Source organism: Nostoc sp. ChiQUE01b (genome assembly GCF_034531255.1).
In the GTDB taxonomy this organism is placed as follows: Bacteria; Cyanobacteriota; Cyanobacteriia; order Cyanobacteriales; family Nostocaceae; genus Nostoc.
On record NZ_JAVRBM010000004.1, the window covers coordinates 110,963 to 131,014 of the forward strand.

The 20,052-nt window shown below is 41.3% G+C and carries 17 protein-coding genes and 1 pseudogene; 12 read left to right on the forward strand and 6 right to left on the reverse strand.

Going from position 1 to position 20,052, the window contains the following annotated elements; translation table 11 throughout:
* Nucleotides 1–254: 254 nt before the first annotated feature.
* Nucleotides 255–452, reverse strand: coding sequence for a hypothetical protein (locus tag RMY63_RS04440; protein WP_322727535.1), 198 nt, complete (start codon nt 450–452; stop codon nt 255–257).
* 502 nt (nt 453–954) lie between these two features.
* Between RMY63_RS04440 and RMY63_RS04445 the strand changes: the two genes are divergently transcribed.
* From RMY63_RS04445 to RMY63_RS04465, 5 genes are all read left to right on the forward strand, one after another.
* A complete protein-coding gene (locus RMY63_RS04445) occupies nt 955–1,635 on the forward strand; it encodes a hypothetical protein (RefSeq protein WP_322727536.1) in 681 nt (226 codons plus the stop codon).
* A gap of 144 nt (nt 1,636–1,779) precedes the next feature.
* The gene (locus tag RMY63_RS04450; RefSeq protein ID WP_322727537.1) at nt 1,780–3,618 is read left to right on the forward strand and encodes a penicillin-binding protein 2; all 1,839 of its coding nucleotides are present in this window, start codon (nt 1,780–1,782) and stop codon (nt 3,616–3,618) included.
* A 111-nt stretch (nt 3,619–3,729) separates the two neighbouring features.
* On the forward strand, nt 3,730–4,137 hold the full coding sequence (locus tag RMY63_RS04455; protein ID WP_322727538.1) for a four helix bundle protein: 408 nt from the start codon (nt 3,730–3,732) through the stop codon (nt 4,135–4,137).
* A gap of 373 nt (nt 4,138–4,510) precedes the next feature.
* Complete coding sequence (locus tag RMY63_RS04460) at nt 4,511–5,608, forward strand: iron-containing redox enzyme family protein (RefSeq protein WP_322727624.1); 1,098 nt, start codon at nt 4,511–4,513, stop codon at nt 5,606–5,608.
* 217 nt (nt 5,609–5,825) lie between these two features.
* Nucleotides 5,826–6,521, forward strand: a complete 696-nt coding sequence (locus tag RMY63_RS04465) for an SAM-dependent methyltransferase (RefSeq protein ID WP_322727539.1) — start codon at nt 5,826–5,828, stop codon at nt 6,519–6,521.
* Nucleotides 6,522–6,741: 220 nt separating this feature from the next.
* Here RMY63_RS04465 and RMY63_RS04470 read toward each other — a convergent pair whose 3' ends face one another.
* Nucleotides 6,742–6,927: a DUF6887 family protein gene (locus tag RMY63_RS04470; RefSeq protein WP_322727540.1), complete on the reverse strand. Its 186-nt coding sequence runs from the start codon at nt 6,925–6,927 to the stop codon at nt 6,742–6,744.
* Between the two features lie 218 nt (nt 6,928–7,145).
* Between RMY63_RS04470 and RMY63_RS04475 the strand changes: the two genes are divergently transcribed.
* Entirely contained in the window at nt 7,146–8,864 is a 1,719-nt protein-coding gene (locus RMY63_RS04475) for an NFACT family protein (protein ID WP_322727541.1), read from the forward strand.
* A gap of 108 nt (nt 8,865–8,972) precedes the next feature.
* Here the strand turns inward: RMY63_RS04475 and RMY63_RS04480 are convergent, their stop codons facing one another.
* The 3 genes from RMY63_RS04480 to RMY63_RS04490 all read right to left on the reverse strand — a co-directional run bounded on the left by RMY63_RS04480 (nt 8,973) and on the right by RMY63_RS04490 (nt 12,385).
* Nucleotides 8,973–9,299: a helix-turn-helix domain-containing protein gene (locus RMY63_RS04480; RefSeq protein WP_322727542.1), complete on the reverse strand. Its 327-nt coding sequence runs from the start codon at nt 9,297–9,299 to the stop codon at nt 8,973–8,975.
* The gene (locus RMY63_RS04485) at nt 9,296–9,670 is read right to left on the reverse strand and encodes a type II toxin-antitoxin system RelE/ParE family toxin (protein WP_322727543.1); all 375 of its coding nucleotides are present in this window, start codon (nt 9,668–9,670) and stop codon (nt 9,296–9,298) included. Before RMY63_RS04485 ends, RMY63_RS04480 begins: the two co-directional genes overlap by 4 nt.
* An 84-nt stretch (nt 9,671–9,754) precedes the next feature.
* On the reverse strand, nt 9,755–12,385 hold the full coding sequence (locus RMY63_RS04490) for a DNA polymerase III subunit alpha (RefSeq protein ID WP_322727544.1): 2,631 nt from the start codon (nt 12,383–12,385) through the stop codon (nt 9,755–9,757).
* Between the two features lie 193 nt (nt 12,386–12,578).
* Here RMY63_RS04490 and RMY63_RS04495 point away from each other — a divergent pair, with 193 nt between their 5' ends.
* Nucleotides 12,579–13,871, forward strand: a complete 1,293-nt coding sequence (locus RMY63_RS04495) for a dicarboxylate/amino acid:cation symporter (protein ID WP_322727545.1) — start codon at nt 12,579–12,581, stop codon at nt 13,869–13,871.
* A 20-nt stretch (nt 13,872–13,891) separates the two neighbouring features.
* On the opposite strand, the gene RMY63_RS04500 is transcribed toward RMY63_RS04495, so the two are convergent.
* Nucleotides 13,892–14,071, reverse strand: coding sequence for a hypothetical protein (locus tag RMY63_RS04500; protein ID WP_292785777.1), 180 nt, complete (start codon nt 14,069–14,071; stop codon nt 13,892–13,894).
* Between the two features lie 650 nt (nt 14,072–14,721).
* Here RMY63_RS04500 and RMY63_RS04505 point away from each other — a divergent pair.
* The 5 genes and pseudogenes from RMY63_RS04505 to RMY63_RS04525 form a co-directional block, all read left to right on the forward strand.
* A pseudogene (locus RMY63_RS04505) lies at nt 14,722–15,234 on the forward strand (heme oxygenase (biliverdin-producing)); the annotation flags it as partial.
* Nucleotides 15,235–15,351: 117 nt separating this feature from the next.
* Nucleotides 15,352–16,734, forward strand: a complete 1,383-nt coding sequence (hemN, locus tag RMY63_RS04510; protein ID WP_322727546.1) for an oxygen-independent coproporphyrinogen III oxidase — start codon at nt 15,352–15,354, stop codon at nt 16,732–16,734.
* 841 nt (nt 16,735–17,575) lie between these two features.
* Entirely contained in the window at nt 17,576–17,854 is a 279-nt protein-coding gene (locus tag RMY63_RS04515; protein WP_322727547.1) for a GlsB/YeaQ/YmgE family stress response membrane protein, read from the forward strand.
* A gap of 172 nt (nt 17,855–18,026) precedes the next feature.
* The gene (locus tag RMY63_RS04520; RefSeq protein ID WP_322727548.1) at nt 18,027–18,719 is read left to right on the forward strand and encodes a manganese catalase family protein; all 693 of its coding nucleotides are present in this window, start codon (nt 18,027–18,029) and stop codon (nt 18,717–18,719) included.
* A 473-nt stretch (nt 18,720–19,192) separates the two neighbouring features.
* Entirely contained in the window at nt 19,193–19,933 is a 741-nt protein-coding gene (locus tag RMY63_RS04525; RefSeq protein ID WP_322727549.1) for a DUF3891 family protein, read from the forward strand.
* Nucleotides 19,934–20,052 lie beyond the last annotated feature (119 nt).

Sequence of the window (20,052 nt, forward strand, 5' to 3'; positions counted from 1 at the left end):
TCAACTTTCTTGGACTGAGAACAAGGTTTGAGCGGGCGGGACTTTCAGAAGGACACTTGGTAGAGGACATAACCCTCTTTACCAGTGTCCTTTACTTCCTGCTCTACTTAGTTGATATTTGAGCAAACTCTAGGCTCAAATAAACCAACATAAAAATGCGGTTTTTTCGCTAACCTAATTAATTCGAGCTATGTAGTGAGGAAAGCTGTCACTAAGTAGTTCTGGGCGCGATTTAAACTAAAGTTTAAGATGCCTTATTTAGGAGTAGCTGCGGGAGTAGTTGCAGGAGTAGCTGCGGGAGTCGTGGCAGGAGTAGACTTAGCAGGTGCATCAGTTGGTTCACCTGTAGCAGCCGGAGTAGCAGTACCACCACCTTCACCACCACCTTCACAGCCCCCAAGAATTGCAGCCAGACTTAACATTAGAGCAAAACCAAAGATTTTTGTTTTCATAACTCCTCTTTCACCAATTGTGGCTAGAACAATTTTTCACCTGTTGAATACGATACCGTATTTATTGCTTTTTTTAAATTCTGCGAGATTACATACTTAAAAAAAACAATCCTTTGGGGTATTGTTTTTGGAATTACGTATCCTGATTAGTTTCTCTTAACTCAGGAGCAAAGCGAAAATTAGCAATTTATTTAGCAAACGGAGCTATGATAGCAAAAAATTTTATTTTTTTCACAGAGTATTGCATCTGGCTACCCGACGTTGCCATACTTTAGGTGCGATACCTAAAAGGTAAGCTGTCCAGTTTCTAATCGCTGGTTGCAAACATTGCATATCTAGGGGATGCAAACATTGATACAGCTACTTATCACAAAAGTTAAAAGGGTGTAGTCTGTTATGTGTGCTTGTTGCCCAGAAGGTTTTTTTAACCCTAGCAAAAACAGACAATCAAGACAATCAATCGAAAGTGCAGTATTTCCCATCTAAAAAAATTTAAGAATTTATGGTAGTTGCTCGTAAATCTACTGTTTCTACAAGGGGTAATTGGTTCCGGCAAGATTCTATCCTTTCTTTAGGGAGGCGACGCTCTGCGCGTATGGAGTCAGCAGCACGGAGCGTTTCTACACCAATATCCTCTCAAAAACAACAGCGTTTATCGAAAAATTTAGCGGTTTCTCCCACAAATGAGGCAGCTATAGCCAAATCGGTGAAAGAGTTGGGTAGACAACAATTACCAAATCTCAATGAGCAGTTGAATGCGAACCAAAAGACTCTGGGGGTAGGTTTTCTTGGTTTTCCCACAATGCCTAATTCTGGAGCCACACCTTTGTGGTTGCTGCGCTTGTATACCTTTCATCGTTATTCGTCAGTTGTGGCGTTCTTGTTAGTAGCATCGACACTTGCTGTTTATGCTTGGACAGTATATTCTCAAGAGCTTTGGGGTCAGTCATATCGCAGACTGCAAAGCCTCCAACGTCATGAACGGCTGCTAACGACAACCAACGCGACGCTGAAAAATAAAATGGCTAATGAAGCAGAACAACCAACAGCAGGGCTGGTATCGCCAACTCCTGAAGGAATGATTTTCTTGCCTCCAGCATCTCAGAGTCGTAAGCCAGCATTGCCTAACACAACGCCAAATTCTGAAACGCAACCACAAACACTCTCACCACTGGGATACTAATCCCTAAGAGTCATTTGTCATTTGTCATTAGTCATTAGGACTGAGACTTCTGGTTAATCACAAAAGGCAACAGACAAAGCGGAAAGTCTGAGCGGAGGTTTCCTCCGATTAGAACTTTGTAAGAGAGGACAAAGGACGAACCCAATGCAGAAGTCACCAAGGAAAACAAAATTCATAAAATTTCAGAATTCAGCATTCACAAGGCAACAAAAGGGTGATAAACGAGGGCTTTTGGGAAAATTAGCTTCTAATATCCAAGACCAAACATCCAACACCAAGTCCCGACTATTCATAGTCTGGGGCGTATTAATGGCATCAGGGTTAGGGTTGGGTGTCAAATTGTATAACCTACAAATTGTCAAGGGGCCAAAGTTAACTGAGCAGGCACGCAACCAGCAAATGGTGAATTTGCGACCTTTTATGCCCCGTCGCCCGGTGGTAGATCGCAATAGCGATCTTTTGGCGATTGACCGTCCTGTATACACTTTATACGCTCATCCCAAGCTGTTTGATAAGTCTAATGAAGATATGGCAGAGCAACTTGCCCCAATTTTGGCAAAAGATTCTGCAGAATTGGTGAAAACTTTTCAAAGCAAAAGAAGCGGAATTATCCTTGCGCCCGCCTTACCAGAAGAAATTATCGATCGCGTCATCTCTTTGCGCTTAAATGGCCTAGAGTGGATTCAAAAATATTCCCGATTTTACCCACCAGACGATTTGGTTGCTGATGTAGTGGGCTATGTGAATGTTGACCGTCGTGGTCAAGCTGGTGTGGAATATTCTCAAGAGAAGTTGTTAGAACGTCCTGTGCAAACGGTGCGGCTTAGTCGGTCGGGGAATGGGGCCCTGATGCCAAATCGGGCGCCCGAAGGTTTTTTGCATTTTGACGATTTGCGATTACAACTTACTATCGATAGCCGTCTGCAACGAATTGCTCGGATTGCGCTCAAACAACAGATGGAGAAGTTTGACGCTAAACGTGGGGCAGTAATTGTCATGGATGCGTTGGATGGTTCTTTACTCGCCCTCGTTTCTCAGCCTACTTATAATCCTAATGAATACGCTAAATCTAATATCTCGCTATTTAAAAACTGGACAGTGGCGGATCTTTATGAACCGGGATCGACTTTTAAGCCTTTGAATGTAGCGATCGCTCTGGAAAATGGCATCATCAAACCAGATGATATGTTTAATGACTCCGGTTCGATTCGAGTCGCTAATTACACCATTAAAAATGCCATGAATAACGGTAATGGGCGAATCAGCATCGCTCAGATTTTGCAATATTCTAGCAACATTGGCATGGTGCAAATTATCCAACGTTTAAAGCCTTCAATTTACTACAACTGGTTAGAACGTTTAGGGCTAGGACAAAAAGTTGATACAGATTTACCTTTTGAGGTTGGGGGACGGCTCAAAAGTCAAGAAGAATTTATCGCTTCGCCAATTGAACCAGCTACTACTTCCTTTGGACAAGGCTTTTCCATGACACCGTTACAGCTAGTGCAAATGCACGGTGCTTTAGCTAATGGCGGTAAGTTAGTTACACCCCATGTAGTTCGCGGGTTGATTGATAGCAAAGGACAGATGCATGATTCACCCACTCACACCATCCCCCGGCAAATTTTTTCAACCGCAACAACTCAAAAGGTTGTGGAAATGATGGAAACTGTTGTTACTCAAGGCAGCGGGAAGCCGGCACAAATTCCGGGATATCGCATTGCTGGTAAAACTGGTACAGCCCAAAAAGCTAGTCCCAATGGCGGATACATTAAGGGTGCGAGAATGACCAGTTTCGTAGCTATTTTACCCGTGGAATCTCCTCGCTATGTAGTGTTTGCACTGGTGGATGAACCAAAAGGAGAAAGTGCTTATGGTTCTACCGTCGCCGCGCCAATTGTGAAGTCGGTGATCGAAGCACTGATTCCTCTTGAGCAGATTCCGCCCAGTAAGGCAATTGAGCAACAGAAGGGAGTGCCGTAGGGAAGGGGGCATTGGGGATTGGGGATTGGGGATTGGGGAGGGAGCAACGCGAAAAAGTGAGATCATGGTGAAGAGAGCAGGGGAGGCAGGGGAAGCAGGGGAGGAAAACCAATGAATAAAGAAGCAATCAAAGATCATAAAGATTTGGGGATTTATAAAATTGCCTTTGAAGCGGCAATGAAAATTTTTGAGTTATCAAAGAAGTTCCCTGTGGAGGAGAGATATTCGTTAACTGATCAAATTCGTAGATCCTCGCGTTCTGTTTGTGCTAATTTAGCTGAAGCATGGAGAAAACGGCGTTATGAAGCTGCTTTTATCGCTAAATTAAATGATTGTGTTCGCGAAGCGTGTCGCAGACAGGCTGAAGCAGCAGAAACCCAAACTTGGATTGAATTTGCTGTCAAATGCAATTACATGAATGTAGAAGTAGGACGAGAAGTTTATGCAAATTACAACCAAGTTTTATCCGGTTTGGTGAATATGATTAATAATCCATCACCTTGGTTGAGAAATCACTAAATTCCCCCCCTGCATCCCCTGCATCCCCTACATCCCCTGCTCCCCCTGCTGTTTCAGCATCTCACAAAATCGCATTGCTCCCATTGGGGATTGGGCATTGGGCATTGAGAAGAGACAAGGTAGACAAGGAAGGAAGAGGGGGGAGATAAGGGAGAGACTTGTTCAATAATTACCCCTTGTCCCCCTTGTCCCCCTTGTCTCCTCATCTCCCCTGCTCCTCTGCTCCTCTGCCTCTTCCCCATTCCCCTTTCCTTAGAAACTTAATTTTTCTTTATAACCAGGGAAAGATGTACAGAAAGCTACTGGTGTGAAAACTTAAGTATTAGAGGTGAAAGTAATTTCTCACTTTTCTTCCAAAGCTACCAAAGATTCCATGCAAAGCAATTTAGTTATATTTCCTAAAGCTGAGGCTGCGAAAAATAGCACGCAAACTAAAGAAAGAACAATTACCCAGTACGACCGTGCCCAGGAGCAATTTATAGAACTGCTAGCAATGGAGGATTTGGACAATCAACTGGATGTAAAACCTGCAATAGCCAGTGAGTTTGAACAGGCGCTCTCTATGGCAATTGACGCTGCTTATGGAAACGATCGCTCTGATGAACAGGCTCACCGTTTTCTTCAACGGATACTTTATCGAATTAATCGGCTAAAGCTGTTTTGGTACGACGATTTGCGGCATTACACTAATGAGCGATCGCTGTATTTGTACTCCTGTCGTGACCAAATTGAAGCTGCTTGGCAACAGTGGGAAATAGCACAAATCGATGTGGCTGCACTGCAACAATTGGATGTAAAACAAGCTTTAATGGAGCGTGCATCTGCCGATTTAAATCCGCCTTTGTCGGAGAATAGCCGCTACATTCGTGAGGAAATGACTGAAGCTGGCTATCGTCACTTGCTAGCGATCGGCTCCTTTGATGGTTTGGTTGAAGGTAGCCGTCTTTGCTACGTATTAGGTGGTGCTGCTAATGAAGTGCAGTGTACGCTGGTGCGAGTACTATTAGAAGAATACGGCAATGGTCGTTTATCCCGCAAGCACTCGACATTTTTTGCTCAAATGCTGGCTGAGTTTGGGATGAACACCGAACCAGAAGGATACTTCGATTTAGTTCCTTGGGAAGTTTTAGCTTGTGGTAATCATAACTTTCTGACTACCGATCGCAAACGCTATTTCTTACGTTACAGTGGCGCGTTGACATATTTTGAGGTGGCTGGGCCTGCGGCTTACAAAAACTATTTGGCGGCGGCGCAACGACTGGAACTATCAGAGGCGGCGATGGGTTATTGGGAACTGCATATCAAGGAAGATGAACGCCACGGTCGTTGGATGTTAGATGATGTAGCTTTGTCTTTGGCAGAACGGTATCCCAATGATGGGTGGGAACTGCTGCTTGGCTATGACCAAGAGAAACGAATGGGCGATCGCGCTGCTGATGCTGTTGTGCGAGCGATACGCGAAGCCGAATAAGCCGCTTTACTCGGATGAGCAATCCCAAAAATTATCAATAGCAGGTTATTCTTAGCATTTTAATTTGACATTCTAAGTCATTTTATTGCTAATTTTCCTACAAACAAATTTCTTTAGCAAAGGGTTGCTAAAGGAACAGTTTTTTATTGCCTGAATACAAGGTAATAAATAACCTCTCATTAGATTGATTATACCATACACTTTGAAGTGCAGTCAAATGAAAGATATCTTTTTTTGCCCTGAAGAATCTAATTTCTACTCAAATTGCTTAGAAAGTTTTGTGATCAGAAATTGCCAAAATTCTGAATCTATTGTGGAGTTTGGTTCAGGAGATGGCAGCCCTGTAATTAATTCATTATTGAGAAACAAGTTTGATGGAGTCATCCAGGGATTTGAATTAAATACTTCTGCATGGAAAGTCGCAAATTCAACTATCGATGAATACAATCTCACTAATAAATACATCATTCACAATTCATCTTTATTTAATTCTTCTCAACCCGATGCCGAGTATCTTGTAGCCAATCCACCCTATCTCCCTGCACCAGATAACGATATTTATATGCCACTCTTATTTGGTGGTATAGATGGAGCCACTGTTACCAACGAGCTTTTATCGTTAGATTATGAAAATGTATTGGTTTTAATATCTAGCTTTTCTAATCCAATCAATACGTTGAACGTAGCAAAACAAAATGGTTATTATGTTCAAAACTTCATGATATTACCTTTGCAATTCGGCTACTATAGCTCTGACCCCAAGGTAAAAAAACATATCGAAGAACTCCAAAAAAATCAGATGGCATTTTATTCTGGCAATTATTATTTTTTAGCTGGAGTTTTATTTAAGAAATGCCAGGAGTCTGTAATTGATTTATCTAATCAATTAGCTCAGGTGATAACTAGTTTGTGAAAATCGAGAACAACTTAGTACAGCCCACCATAAAAGAGGTACGGAATTCGTTTTTTGAATCAAACGTGTCTAGTGGGATCACAATTTTTATTTCCGACCCCTTTTTGCGGTGACGTGTACTTAGTCAACCTCCGTGGACTAATACAAAATGAAGGGTTTTTAACCCACGGAGGTATCACCAGCTTTTATACTTGTGGTTTTTCGCTAATTTTAATTTACTTCAACTAGCTTGGCTAATACGCCGTTGTAACTCGGTTTCAAATTCCTCTTCAGTCCGAGTGATAACCTTTGGTCGCTGGTCTAACCTGTCTATTAAAATATGGAATGCCTCTGTGTCATGTGGGTGATATCTGACCCAATCTCTTAATTCGTCATCTGACATGGCTTGATAATTAAGTTTAGTCATGGAAATGTCACCTCACCGTATCTCGTATTTACTGTATAAAAAAGTAACTTGTCACTTAAGCACAAAAGTCTATCTTAATGATAGACTTGTGCATTTTTTTATTCGCAGCTATCACCAAACCAAGTAACCGCTATGATAGTTGAGGTCTCTTATGCTTTGACTAAAGGAAGATAAAAGCATAGCGATCGCTACCATTTGAATGTTAACAACTAATCGCTTTGCAACCAGTTGACTTTACCACACTCACAGCTGCTTGTAGCGAAATCCGCGCTAACTGGCTACCATCACGCTTAGAACAAGTTTACCAGCGCGATCGCTACACGATTGCGATGGCATTACGCACCCTGAAACAGCGAGATTGGTTACAGATTTCATGGCATCCCCAAGCTGCACATATTTGTATCGGCGATCCGCCACCGCGATCGCCAGATACCTTTACCTTTAGCCAACAACTGATACACCAATTGGGTGGTTTAGCACTGGTGGCGATTGAAGCGATCGCTCCTTGGGAGCGTGTTATTGATTTGCAATTTGCCCGTCGTCCTGGAGAAAGCGCCCTATATCATGTCTATGCAGAAATTATGGGCAAGTATAGCAACGTCATTCTCACCGACGCTAACAATATAATTATCACTGCCGCTCATCAAGTCAGTCAGCAACAATCTAGTGTCCGTCCCATCCAAACCGGACAACTTTATGAAACACCACCAAAACTCACTGGAACTGTCCCCAGTTTGAGCGAATCCCAAGAACGTTGGCAAGAACGGGTAAGTTTAGTACCAGGAGCAATCAAGCGGCAATTACTCAAAAGTTATAGTGGTTTGAGTGCAGCGCTGTTGGAGTTAATGCTGCTAGAAGCAAATATCGCACCAGAAACATCCACCGATACTCTCAACCCCGACGACTGGCGACGGCTATTTGAGCGTTGGCAAGAATGGCTGCAAGCCTTGGATTCCAATAAATTTCAACCTGCTTGGACAAAAGATGGTTACACCGTAATGGGTTGGGGTGCAGTTGAAAAGGTCAAAAATATCCAGGAGTTGCTCAACCGCTACTACAGTAACCAGATCAACCAACAGTTATTTTCCCAATTGCGCCATCAGTTGAGTCAGAAATTGAATAATATTCTGGCGAAATTACACAATAAAGCTCAAACCTTTCAGACGCGCTTGCAGCAATCAGATCGAGCCGATGAGTATCGGCAAAAAGCTGATTTATTGATGGCTCACCTGCAAAACTGGGAACCGGGGATGAAAGAAATTATCATTGCTGATTTTGAGACAAATTTGCCAGTAGCGATCGCTCTCCAACTAGATAAAAACGCCGTCCAAAATGCTCAAAGTCTTTACAAACAGCACCAAAAGCTGAAACGCGCTCGTGCTGCTGTCGAACCGCTACTATTGGAAGTACAGACAGAAATTGAGTATTTAGAACAAGTAGAAGCTGCGATCGCTCAGATAGATAACTACCAAACAGCAGAAGATTTACGAGCTTTAGAAGAAATCCGCGAAGAGTTGATTGGGCAAAAGTATCTAGAAGATCCAGAATACCGCAGCCGCAGTGCCAATGAACCCCCCAGCACTAACTTTCATCGTTACCTTACCCCCAGTGGCTTTGAAGTATTAATCGGTCGTAACAATCGCCAAAATGACCAATTGACCTTTCGTGTAGCTGGGGATTATGACTTATGGTTCCACGCTCAAGAAATTCCCGGAAGTCATGTATTACTACGTCTAGAACCGGGTGCTGTTGCAGAAGAAGCTGATTTGCAATTTGTAGCTAATCTTGCCGCTTACTACAGTCGCGCCCGTCAGAGCGAGCAAGTGCCAGTAGTTTACACTCAGTTAAAACACGTCTACAAACCCAAAGGAGCAAAACCAGGAATTGCCATTTACAAGCAAGAGAGTATACTTTGGGGAAAACCGCAAATAGTCTAGTCATTGGTGGGCATTGGGCATTTCTCTCTGCTCCTCTCCTCCCTCATGCCCCTTATGCCTACTCCCCACTACTACTTTGTCAAGACCCGACATCGCTTCTATCCTGCCCTATAGCGATATCACAGTTTCAGCAGATTGTCCTGGCGCATGACGAGGGCGAAGATGCAAGCTGATTTCCATATCGAGGCGCTTGAGAAAAATGAGGAGTTTGCCCTCGCTAAACCTTTGAAACTCTCCTTTCATCAAATGAGATACTTCTAGCTGGGGAATGCCAAGAAGTTCGCTGATTTCGCACTGTTTCAGGTTGTGTTGAGAGAGGAGGCGCAATACCTGAATCCCTATCTTGCCTCGCGTAAAAAGTTCCGAAGCATCCGACAAACCGAGGTCAGCAAACACATTCCCACTGCTTTGTTCAAAAACGGGTTCCGGTGTCATTGTTGTTTCTCCCTTGCCACTGCGTCCTTATAGCGTTGTTTAATCAGATCAACATCAGCTTGTGGGGTTTTAATCCGCTGCTTTGATTTCTTCTGAAAAGCGTGCAGGACATAGATTTTCTCTGCAATCTTTACTGCATAGACTGCTCTGTAAGTATCGGTATCGTAGCGTTTGATAATTTCATACACGCCGCTTCCAACCCCTTTAAAAGGCTTGGCATCCATTGGTGTTTCCCCTGCTTGCACCAATTGCAGCGCATAGCCTACTGATGCACGCACCTCTTCAGGAAATAAGCGAATATTTTTGAGAGAGTCTCCCATCCAAACCAGAGGTCGTAAAGGAATTTCTGTAATATCCTCATCATCGTCCATTTTATATGAAAAGTCCTATAAAAAAAGTCAGACATCTCATTCATATAACAAGCCGAGAATGCATAATTCCCACTGCCCATCCTCTCAATTCGGTAAACTCTCAATCCGCATTAAATCCAATTCGCGTTCAAATATTTCATCAATTGGCAACATTTGACCATCAATAGTCATAAATTTATGGTCTTTTGTTGCCCGAATCAATGAACCATCTTCCAAGCAATACTCAAATACCTCTTGTTGTCCGCGATCGTGCCACTGTGCTACAGGTTGCGTGTAAATATTTCCATGATCATCAACGCTGTAGACAGTACATTCAATGCCTTTTTCGACAATTTTCCCAATCGGCATTAATCCATATTCTACTGTCAATATTTCCGTGTCATAGCTTAAACAATATTCAGCAAACTTCAACATTTGCTCAAATAACTCATCCGCAACTTTTTTCTGAACGCCATTTTTTGCAGCACCATCCACAAATTTTTCTCGCTGCTTTTGCATCTCAGAAACTTTCTTTTTACCCATCGCCCGACGCAGCAAGTCAGCTTGTCCTAAAGAATATCCCGCCATATCCTGAGCAATTTTCATGATTTGCTCTTGATAGACCATAATTCCATAAGTTTCGTCTAATACTGATTCTAGAATTTGGTGTTGATAATCAATCTGTTCTCGACCATGTTTGCGGTTAATAAATTTAGGAATCAGTCCCGCATCTAATGGCCCCGGTCGATAAAGTGCCAAAATTGAAGAAATATCTTCTATATTAGAAGGCTTCAAATCTCGCACGATCTGACGCATCCCAGAAGATTCTAATTGAAATATCCCTTCTAACTCACCTGCTTCTAATAACTCATAAGTTTTTTGGACATCTTTAGGTAGAGTACTATGTTCACCTTTCGCTAATATCCTCTGGGCTTTTCTTTCCTGGCGGGGAATTTCATCAGGATCAACCCGATATCCTCTCGTTTCTTGAATTAAATCAAGGGTTTTTTGAATCAGTGTTAGGTTCCGCAAACCCAAAAAATCCATTTTCAATAAACCCATTGATTCCAGGTCTTCCATGAAATACTGGGTAATTACAGAACCGTCATTATTTTTTTGTAGTGGGACAATTTCATCAAGGGGATCGGCAGAAATTACCACACCGGCTGCATGAACACCAAACGTTTTATTAGTTCCTTCAATTCGCATTGCCATATCAAGCCAATGGCGAATATGGGGTTCTCTATCATATTTCTCTTTAAACTCTGGTTCTGGAGTTTTATCAGAAACCATCACCTTGAGTTTAGTTGGTTTACCCCGCACCACAGGAATCAATTTCGCCATTTTGTCAGCTTCCCCGTAGGGAATATTTAATACTCTGGCGACATCTTTCAAAACTGCTTTAGAAGTTAGACGGTTAAAAGTAATAATTTGGGCAACTCTATCTGCACCATATTTCTCTGTTACATAATCAATCACTTTATCCCGTTGTTCAATACAGAAATCCGTATCAATATCAGGCATGGATTTCCGTTCTGGATTCAAGAAACGCTCGAATAGTAACCCATGATGCACGGGGTCAATATTAGTAATTCGCATTGCATAAGCAACTAATGAACCAGCCGCCGAACCCCGACCTGGGCCTACAGGAATGTTATTATCTCTAGCAAATTTGATGTAATCCCATACAACTAAAAAGTATTTGGAAAAACCCATCTGCTGAATCATTTTTAGTTCGTATTCCAATCTTTCTTTATAGACGGAATCGACTTCTTGGCGAGATTTGCGATTTAAGCGTTCTAAAAGTCCACTCCATGCAACATCTTCGGCGTAAGTGTCAGCAGTATGACCAGAGGGAATCGGAGGTGTAGGAATCTGAGGCTCACCCATAATATGGTAAGGCTCGACTTTATCGGCGACTTCTTCAGTAGTAGCAATCGCTTCTGCAATTAAATTATCCGGCAAATGGTCACGAAATAGCTGCTGCATCTCTTCACCAGATTTGAGATACTCTGTGCCGCTATAACGCATCCGCTTATCTTCAATAATTAGCTTGCCAGTTTGAATACATAGCAAAGCGTCGTGGGCTTCAACATCAAAACAAGAAATAAAATGTGAATCATTAGTAGCAACAAATTTAATCCCTAGCTCTCTCGCAATCTTGACAATCTCAACATTCACAATTCGGTCTTCTTGGGAGCCGTGATCTTGAATTTCTAAATAATAATCATCACCAAATACATCTTTATACCATTGAGCAACTTTCCGGGCTGCATCTGGTCTATGGCTGAGAATTGCTTGGGGAATTTCTCCACCTAAACAAGCACTGGTAACAATCAAGCCTTCATGATATTCTTTTAATAAATCTTTATTAATACAAGGACGAGAAAAAATTCCTTTTCCTTGAACACCCTTAAGGTGAGAAATTGTGGTTAATTTAACTAAATTTTTGTAACCTTTGGTATTTTTAGCTAAAACAACTTGATGATATTTAGGACGGCGTTCTTGTTTCTCAATATCGCCGTTAATTACATACATTTCATTGCCGATAATCGGCTTAATATTTTGACTACGGCAGATTTTGATCAGTTCAACGGCTCCATACATGACGCCATGATCGGTAAGGGCGATCGCTTTCATTCCCAGTGCGATCGCTCGATCCACCAACTCTGGAAGCTGACTTGCCCCATCAAGCAAACTATAGTCACTGTGAATATGTAAAGGCACAAAGGACATAAGCATCTCCAACCACAAGCCAAGACATCTCTAGGGGCCTACCTTGTGGTATACCCTTTCGAGCCAGATTTTGCAAAGCAACGGAATCTTAGATTAACAGTTTTTAACCAAAATTAAAGCTGTTCTTTTTCGGGAATTATCAATATCATTAGTGTTGTTTTAATAATTACAGCAGTTAACCAGTATCTAGCCAATGAGTCAAACAGAGAGAACTACTTCGCCTGAAACCAAAGCTAGCCCTTGGTGGCAGCGTATCCCTCTCACGTTGCAAATTCTCATCGCCTTAGTAGCGGCAGTCAGCGTCGGAATTGCCCTTGGTGCGGGGAATCCCAATCCCAGCAACGCCGCTTTAATCAACAATTTAGCAATTCCGGCAGAATTGGTGCTAAAGGCTCTCCGCGCCTTGGCTACACCCCTGATTCTGGTAGCAGTGCTACATACTTTGATGACTACCAATATCCCTGGTACAGCCGGACGGCGGCTGGCTGTGCTACTTTTAACCAACACTACCGTAGCTATTTTGGTGGGACTTTTAGTAGCAAACGTACTGCGTCCGGGGACTTGGGGCAATGTTAGCACCTCAACAAGTACGGCAATAACTGCTCAGAGTCTCGATCCTTGGGGAATACTCAAAGATGCTGTACCAGAAGCTGTTCTCAAGCCATTGGTTGATAATAACGTCATCCAGTTGATTGTGATTGCCTTGAGTTTTGGCATCGTCCTGCGGGGATTAAAATCTGAACAAATCGCCCAAGGCAAGAATGGATTCCAGCCAATTGAGGATGTCATCGGAATTTTATTTGAAGCGGTAGTCCGCATCCTCAATTGGGTAATTGCTTTAGTGCCGTTCGCAGTCTTTGGGATTGTGTCTAAAACTATTGCGATGCAGGGCTTTGCACCATTTAAATCTTTGGGTGCATTTATCGTGGCGGTGCTTTTAGCACTGGTATTGCAGGCGTGCTACTACCTCACCAGAGTAAAATTTGGTTCTTGGGTACACCCGCTAAAATTCCTAGCTGGCGGTTCTGATGCCTTTTTGACAGCTTTCTCAACTTCTTCCTCAGCGGCGGCAATGCCCGTAACCTTTGAAGTTTTGCAAACAAAAGTCGGTTTAAGGGAATCTTCTGCTGCCTTGGGGTCATTAGTCGGGGCAAATTTCAATAATGATGGCACTGCCCTCTATGAAGCAATGTCTGCGTTGTATATTTCCCAACTGATTGGGCAACATCTGAGTCTGACACAGCAGTTAATTGTCATCCTTACCTCGATTTTTGCATCTGTCGGTGCGGCAAATATTCCCAATGCTGGACTGGTAACTATGACACTGGTGTTCACTTCTGTAGGCTTACCTACCCAGTACATTGCTTTGCTAGTTACTGTAGACTGGTTTTTGGATCGTTGCCGTACCGCGATTAATGTTATGGGAGATATGACTGTCAGTGCTTTACTTGACGGCAAAAAGCCACGTTCTCTAGACGAAGCTTAGTTTGCCGACTTTTCAGATATCTAATGCTGTTGAGGCCCTTTGGCGTCACATTCTTTAGTCCAGCAACGTTCTAAAAGTTGCAGACGCCAGATCAATACAAAGCGTTGGGGATTCAATACTAATTTAGTGTCGCGACTAAATAAGGGCTGGTTCAGATACTGCCAAAGGGGAAATTTAATTTTGGTGTGTTTTGGAGTCATAAGAATAACAAATATTATAAAAGTTTAGTGGTCAGAGTTGGCATTTTGTCTAGCAATTGCCTGATAGTGTTATTTCTAGTTAAAGGCTACACTGCCTTTTTGTACTTGTCCTGGTGGCAATTGCGTAATTTCAGCAAGTGAATTTATGTTGTTTCCGCTTTAATACTGAGAATTGCACGCATCATTTTTCTGATTCCAAAAAATTTCGCATCTATAGGAAAGTTGATGCTAGGTTAATTGTTTTAGCCTAACTAAATTGAATCCCCAAAGAGTTACTGATCGTGCTTACCTTGATTTCGGATTAAATAAGCCTTGATTTCAGCCAGTTATAGCCTATTTTCACGCACCATTCCTTCAAGTTCATTGAAACCAAAGGTCATCGCCTCGGACATTTGTTTGTAATTACCCAAAAGATGATTAAAATCACGCCTCTCGTTAACTCCTTCAGTTGCAAGTGCTACAGCTGACTGGGTAGTTTTTTCTTGTTTCAGCTCTAATTTAGTAAATCACCAAGCTACCCAACCGGATAACGCGCCGACAAAAGCTAATAAAAAGCTGGCTAAACTAGCATCAAATTTCATTGGTAATTCTCAAACATTAGCTATCAACAAATTCCCATATTTTAAAAGTGCAATCTTGAAAGTATTAAAGTTTACTTCTCTGAACTTAATCACCAATCCTCACTCGAAAAAGATATGGTGTTCTATTATGGGGATAATTGGAGAGAGCAAGTTACAGCCTCACCTGCTGCCCAGAGCTACATTAACCGCATTCGGGAAATTTCTGCTAGTGAACCAGCCTTATTGCTAGGTCATGCCTACACTCGCTACATGGGCGATCATTCTGGAGGTCAAATGCTACAAAAAGTTGCTCAGTCAGCCCTGAAGCTTTCTGATTATGAAGGCACATCCTTTTACAACTTTAAGCAAATTTCTGACAAAAAGGCATTTAAGGATAAGTATCGTCAGGCATTAAATGCATTACCCGTTGATGATATAACAGCAGAACGGATTGTTGCAGAAGCCAATAATGCCTTTGGATTCAATTTAAAGATGGCTCAAGAGTTAGAAGGAAGTTTAATTAAAGCACTCGGTCAAGTTCTCTTTAATAGCCTCACTCGTTCTCAGAATTCAGGTAGCACTGAAATAGCTGCGGCTAATTAATTTTGTCATTTGTCATTTGTCATTTGTCATTGGTTATTTCCCAATCATCGCCTCACTCCCACAGACGCGATTAATCGCGTCTCTACCTACTCCCTTCATTCATTGGAAAGCAACTCAATGGTTTTTCTATTACCTAGTGTCAAGTTTGATCTGGATCTGATTCAAAAGTACGACACTCGCGCACCTAGATATACTAGTTACCCGCCCGCTACAGAGTTAAGTGAAATATTCACTGAAACTGATTTTAAGGCCGCGATCGCAGCATCTAATCAACGCAAAACCCCTCTTTCTTTATATTTCCATATCCCTTTTTGCCAAAGTGCTTGCTACTTCTGTGGCTGTAATACAGTAATTTCCAACAACAAGAATATTGCTAAACCTTATGTAGAATCGTTGGCTCAAGACATTAAAAACACCGCAGCTTTAATCGATTCAGATAGAAAAGTGCTGCAAATCCACTGGGGAGGCGGTACTCCTAATTATTTGGAGCGTCACCAAGTAGAATTTTTATGGAAAAACATCAATCGCTATTTCAACATCGATCCCCAAGCAGAAATCTCAATTGAGATTAATCCCCGCTATATCGATAAAAACTACGTTTTCTTTTTGAGACAGATTGGATTTAACCGCATTAGTTTTGGCATTCAGGATTTTAATCGCCAAGTTCAAGTAGCTGTCAATCGTGTCCAGCCAGAAGAAATGCTCTTTGATGTCATGAGTTGGATCAAAGAAGCTAAGTTTGAAAGTGTGAATGTAGACCTAATTTATGGTTTACCTTATCAAACACGTGAGACATTTCAAGAGACGCTGAAAAAAACTATTGAGTTAGATCCTGACCGAATTGTTGTCTTTAACTTTGCTTATGTCCCGTGGCTAAAACCGACGCAAAAAAATATTCCTCAAGAGGCGCTACCTCCAGCAGAGGAAAAGTTAGAGATTCTGAAAATGACCATTGAAGAATTGACGAATAACCAATATCTATTTATTGGGATGGATCATTTTGCTAAAACTAATGACGAATTAGCGATCGCTCAACGTCATGGCACCCTCAAACGCAATTTTCAGGGCTATACTACCCACGCCGAAACAGAATTATTTGGTTTTGGTGCAACATCCATCAGTATGTTAGAAGATGTTTATGCTCAAAACTACAAGGAGTTAAAGGATTATTATCAGATACTGGCAGCAGGTAGTTTACCTGTTAGTAAAGGTATCAAACTCACTGATAATGACATTATTAGACGGGATGTGATTATGGGTATTATGTCTCATTTCCAGCTTTCTAAGCAAGATATTGAAAACAAATATCATATCAATTTTGATGAATATTTCTCTGAGGAACTAGAGGCGTTAAAACCACTAGAAGCCGATGGTCTAGTCAGTTTATCAAAAAATCAGATCCAGATTACCGACATTGGTAGATTACTAGTAAGAAACATTGCCGTCATATTTGATACTCACACAAGAACGCGAGAGACAAAGTTCTCCCGCGCAATTTAATATTACTGCTGCAAATGTTTGCCACATATATATTATCTCCTCAATTTACTTTAAAAATAAAAGTTGAGGGGATATTATTAAAACTATAGTAATCCGATTTTATTTTTGAACTTATTTGCGTGGTGCGTAAAGCGCAGCACAAGCGTGATAGGCAGTCAGCCCCTTCCCTACGGGACGCTGCGCGAACGGGGAAGTCAAAAGTCAAAAGTCAAAAGGCAAAAGGCAATTGAAATAAACTTGTTAAATAAAAATGTGCAAACAGCTTGGTTAATTATTTATATAGATAATTAATGATCAATTATAACGAAAGCTCTCAATATATAGGACTCATATTTGATTGCGTGAAAAAAACTCAGTACACTTTTATTCCTTCTTCCCAGTCCCCATTACCCCTTATCCCCTTCAGGGGCCCCACCTTCTTCAGCGATGCACTGAGCTTGTCGAAGTGTCCCCAGTCTCTACGAGTAATTCACCGAATCAAATCGGATTGCTATATTTATGAAAAATTAATTTTTATACATCCTCAAAAAGTTAGATGCAAATTTTCTGCCTTAAGATAGAGATAAAATAAAATTTCTTGATTATTAAATTAACGTTTCGCTTTGCAAAAAAGAATTTTGTTTATATATAATTATATATTTTTAATGACTTCTAACTTAAATATGCAAAAAAAAGCGTTCAATATTAAGGTGTAAAAAGGTCAATTTTCCTCCAATCTAGATATAAATTATTTTGTATAACTTTTGGATTTAGCATTTACCCCACATTTACCCCATCTGGTAGAAAGAATTTGGAATTAGAGTTGATAACTTAGATATTAAGTGAGATTGTTGAGGCAATTATGAGTATTATTGCTTGGATAGTTTTAGGACTTTTGGCAGGTGCGATTGCTAAAGCTATTTATCCTGGCTATCAAGGTGGTGGAATTCTCTCCACAATGATTTTGGGTATCATTGGTGCTTTCGTCGGTGGAAGTCTGTTTACCTTGCTACGAACAGGAACTCTGCAAATTACTTCGGCTGGCGCTGGTTTAACTCTCCCTGGTATTTTAGTAGCTGTGCTTGGTGCAATTGTTGCTATTTATCTATGGGGATTAATCAGAAGAAGCAGGAATGCCTAATCGCTGATTGGCAGTTATCAACACTGACATTACTACTGTATTTTATTAGTCTTTTAGTTCAGCAATTTGAGAAGCTATTAAAGACTTAGATTAGCTTTTTCTGGGAAAAACTAAGAGACAATAAAATAGCCGATCCTTTTTGTAACATCATAATTTTGGGAAGTGTAAATCTATGTTTTTTCACAAGAAAGAGCCTATTCGTGCAGTTAACGTTAGTGAACCAAACCCTCGTTTTGCTCAGTTGCTTTTAGAGCAGTTTGGTGGAGCTACTGGAGAACTTAGTGCAGCACTGCAATATTGGGTTCAATCATTCCATGTCGAAAATGCTGGCATTAAAGACATGCTCCAAGACATTGCGATCGAGGAGTTCAGCCATTTAGAAATGGTTGGTAAACTCATTGAGGCTCATACTAAAAATGTAGATCAAACAGAGGCTTACAAGAGTACTCTTTTTGCAGTCCGAGGAATTGGGCCTCATTTTCTAGATAGCCAAGGTAATGCTTGGACTGCAAGTTACTTGAATGAGGGTGGAGATGTAGTACGCGATTTAAGAGCTAATGTTGCAGCTGAAGCTGGTGCTCGTCAGACTTACGAAGAATTGATTAAGTTGGCAACTGACAAAGGAACCCAAGAGACTTTAGTCCATCTGTTAACACGAGAAATTTCTCATACTCAGATGTTTATGAAAGCTCTAGATTCACTAGGTAAGTTGACAGATCCATTCTTTGGTAATATTAAGCCAGATGAAACTGTTGCTCTCTACTACAATCTATCTACAAACGGAAATGGTCAAGATGAACGTGGCCCTTGGAATTCAGAGCCAACATTCAAATATATTGCTAATCCGCTAGAAAGCCACTCTTAATTGCATAGGTTGCAGTTAAAGTATAGGTTGATTTTGAGCAAAGAGATTTGGGAGAATTCTGAAAAACTCCCAATCATCTTATGAGAAAACAGCCTACCTTATTTAGTAATTTTTGGGCTGTTTAGTTACATCTAGTAAGCAAAAAAATTCCCGATTTTTATAATAAGTCGGGAATTTTAGCTGAGTATTACACTCGATTGAAAATAAGCTAATGCGCCTATATATTGCACAAACTGCGTATAGACCGTCATTAGTCATTAGTCATTTGTGTTTTTAAGGACAAAGGACAAATGACAAAGGACAACCCTCACTGTTAATGTGCAATTTCAATGCGTAACAGCTTAACTATAGCTTTAAATATTCAGCCAGACTGAAAAAGTTAGAGCGATCGCCCTTCAATACGTAGATCAATATTTCTGACTTCAGAAATTAATTCAACTCAAAATCAAAACCCAGAATCAGGAGATTAACTTGTGATTGTCAACGCCACACCAAATGGTTGGGAAGTCATTTATCATCGTGCCCATGCTTTGTTAGCAGCTGAACTGGCGGGACAATGGCAACGTAAAGATGCTCCAGTAAGGTTATATGAAACGATAGCTGCAATTTCTCATCATGATGACCTAGAAAAAGAGTGGGAAGAAGATATTCTGACTGAAGCAGGTGCACCAAAGGACTTTACCCTTTCCACAAATGCCGATGTAGATGCAGGTGTCGATAAATTGGCTAATTTGGCAAAGAATGCCCTTTACCGTGGACGATGGGTGGCTCTATTAATTTCCATGCACATCAGTCGTTTAAATGAGCCAAGCCGGGGTAAGTCTTCTAAATTGGACAAACTTTTAGATGAGCAACTTCAAAACCAGCAACGTTGGCGTAAACAATTGGGTATAAAAAAGGAAGAAGTTGATGCAGCCTATGCATTTATGCAATGGTGCGATCGCCTTTCGCTTATTCTCTGTCAGCAAGAACTACCTGACGATGAACGGTTTTTAGAAATTAGCAAGGGCCCTGAAGGTGAGCGCTATGACATCATGCAGCGTAGTGATAAGTTAGTTGTTGTTAAACCCTGGCCCTTCCAAAACGATAAATTCACGGTCAACGTCGAAGCCTGCGACCTCTCCCAGGTTAAATTTGAGAGTAGCACTGAATTAACTCAAGCACTACAAGAAGCCCCGATCAAGGTACTAGAGTGGACACTCGTTAAGAGTTAGATGCATAAAGCTATTTAGCTGAAAACAGCTGTAAGAAAACTAGGTTATGCGATCGCACTTTTCTATCAGTTCCCTGCTTATTCTTGCAATGGCAATCTCAGTAACGAAGATTGCAGGGG

Excerpts from the sequence above, each read along its gene's own strand:
- RMY63_RS04460 (WP_322727624.1), top strand. The coding sequence starts at position 4,511 with ATGCAAAGCAATTTAGTTATATTTCCTAAAGCTGAGGCTGCGAAAAAT.
- RMY63_RS04445 (WP_322727536.1), top strand. The coding sequence starts at position 955 with ATGGTAGTTGCTCGTAAATCTACTGTTTCTACAAGGGGTAATTGGTTC.
- RMY63_RS04465 (WP_322727539.1), top strand. The coding sequence starts at position 5,826 with ATGAAAGATATCTTTTTTTGCCCTGAAGAATCTAATTTCTACTCAAAT.
- RMY63_RS04480 (WP_322727542.1), bottom strand. The coding sequence starts at position 9,299 with ATGACACCGGAACCCGTTTTTGAACAAAGCAGTGGGAATGTGTTTGCT.
- RMY63_RS04500 (WP_292785777.1), bottom strand. The coding sequence starts at position 14,071 with ATGACTCCAAAACACACCAAAATTAAATTTCCCCTTTGGCAGTATCTG.
- RMY63_RS04455 (WP_322727538.1), top strand. The coding sequence starts at position 3,730 with ATGAATAAAGAAGCAATCAAAGATCATAAAGATTTGGGGATTTATAAA.
- RMY63_RS04495 (WP_322727545.1), top strand. The coding sequence starts at position 12,579 with ATGAGTCAAACAGAGAGAACTACTTCGCCTGAAACCAAAGCTAGCCCT.
- hemN (WP_322727546.1), top strand. The coding sequence starts at position 15,352 with ATGGTTTTTCTATTACCTAGTGTCAAGTTTGATCTGGATCTGATTCAA.
- RMY63_RS04440 (WP_322727535.1), bottom strand. The coding sequence starts at position 452 with ATGAAAACAAAAATCTTTGGTTTTGCTCTAATGTTAAGTCTGGCTGCA.
- RMY63_RS04515 (WP_322727547.1), top strand. The coding sequence starts at position 17,576 with ATGAGTATTATTGCTTGGATAGTTTTAGGACTTTTGGCAGGTGCGATT.
- RMY63_RS04450 (WP_322727537.1), top strand. The coding sequence starts at position 1,780 with ATGCAGAAGTCACCAAGGAAAACAAAATTCATAAAATTTCAGAATTCA.
- RMY63_RS04485 (WP_322727543.1), bottom strand. The coding sequence starts at position 9,670 with ATGGACGATGATGAGGATATTACAGAAATTCCTTTACGACCTCTGGTT.
- RMY63_RS04470 (WP_322727540.1), bottom strand. The coding sequence starts at position 6,927 with ATGACTAAACTTAATTATCAAGCCATGTCAGATGACGAATTAAGAGAT.
- RMY63_RS04490 (WP_322727544.1), bottom strand. The coding sequence starts at position 12,385 with ATGTCCTTTGTGCCTTTACATATTCACAGTGACTATAGTTTGCTTGAT.
- RMY63_RS04520 (WP_322727548.1), top strand. The coding sequence starts at position 18,027 with ATGTTTTTTCACAAGAAAGAGCCTATTCGTGCAGTTAACGTTAGTGAA.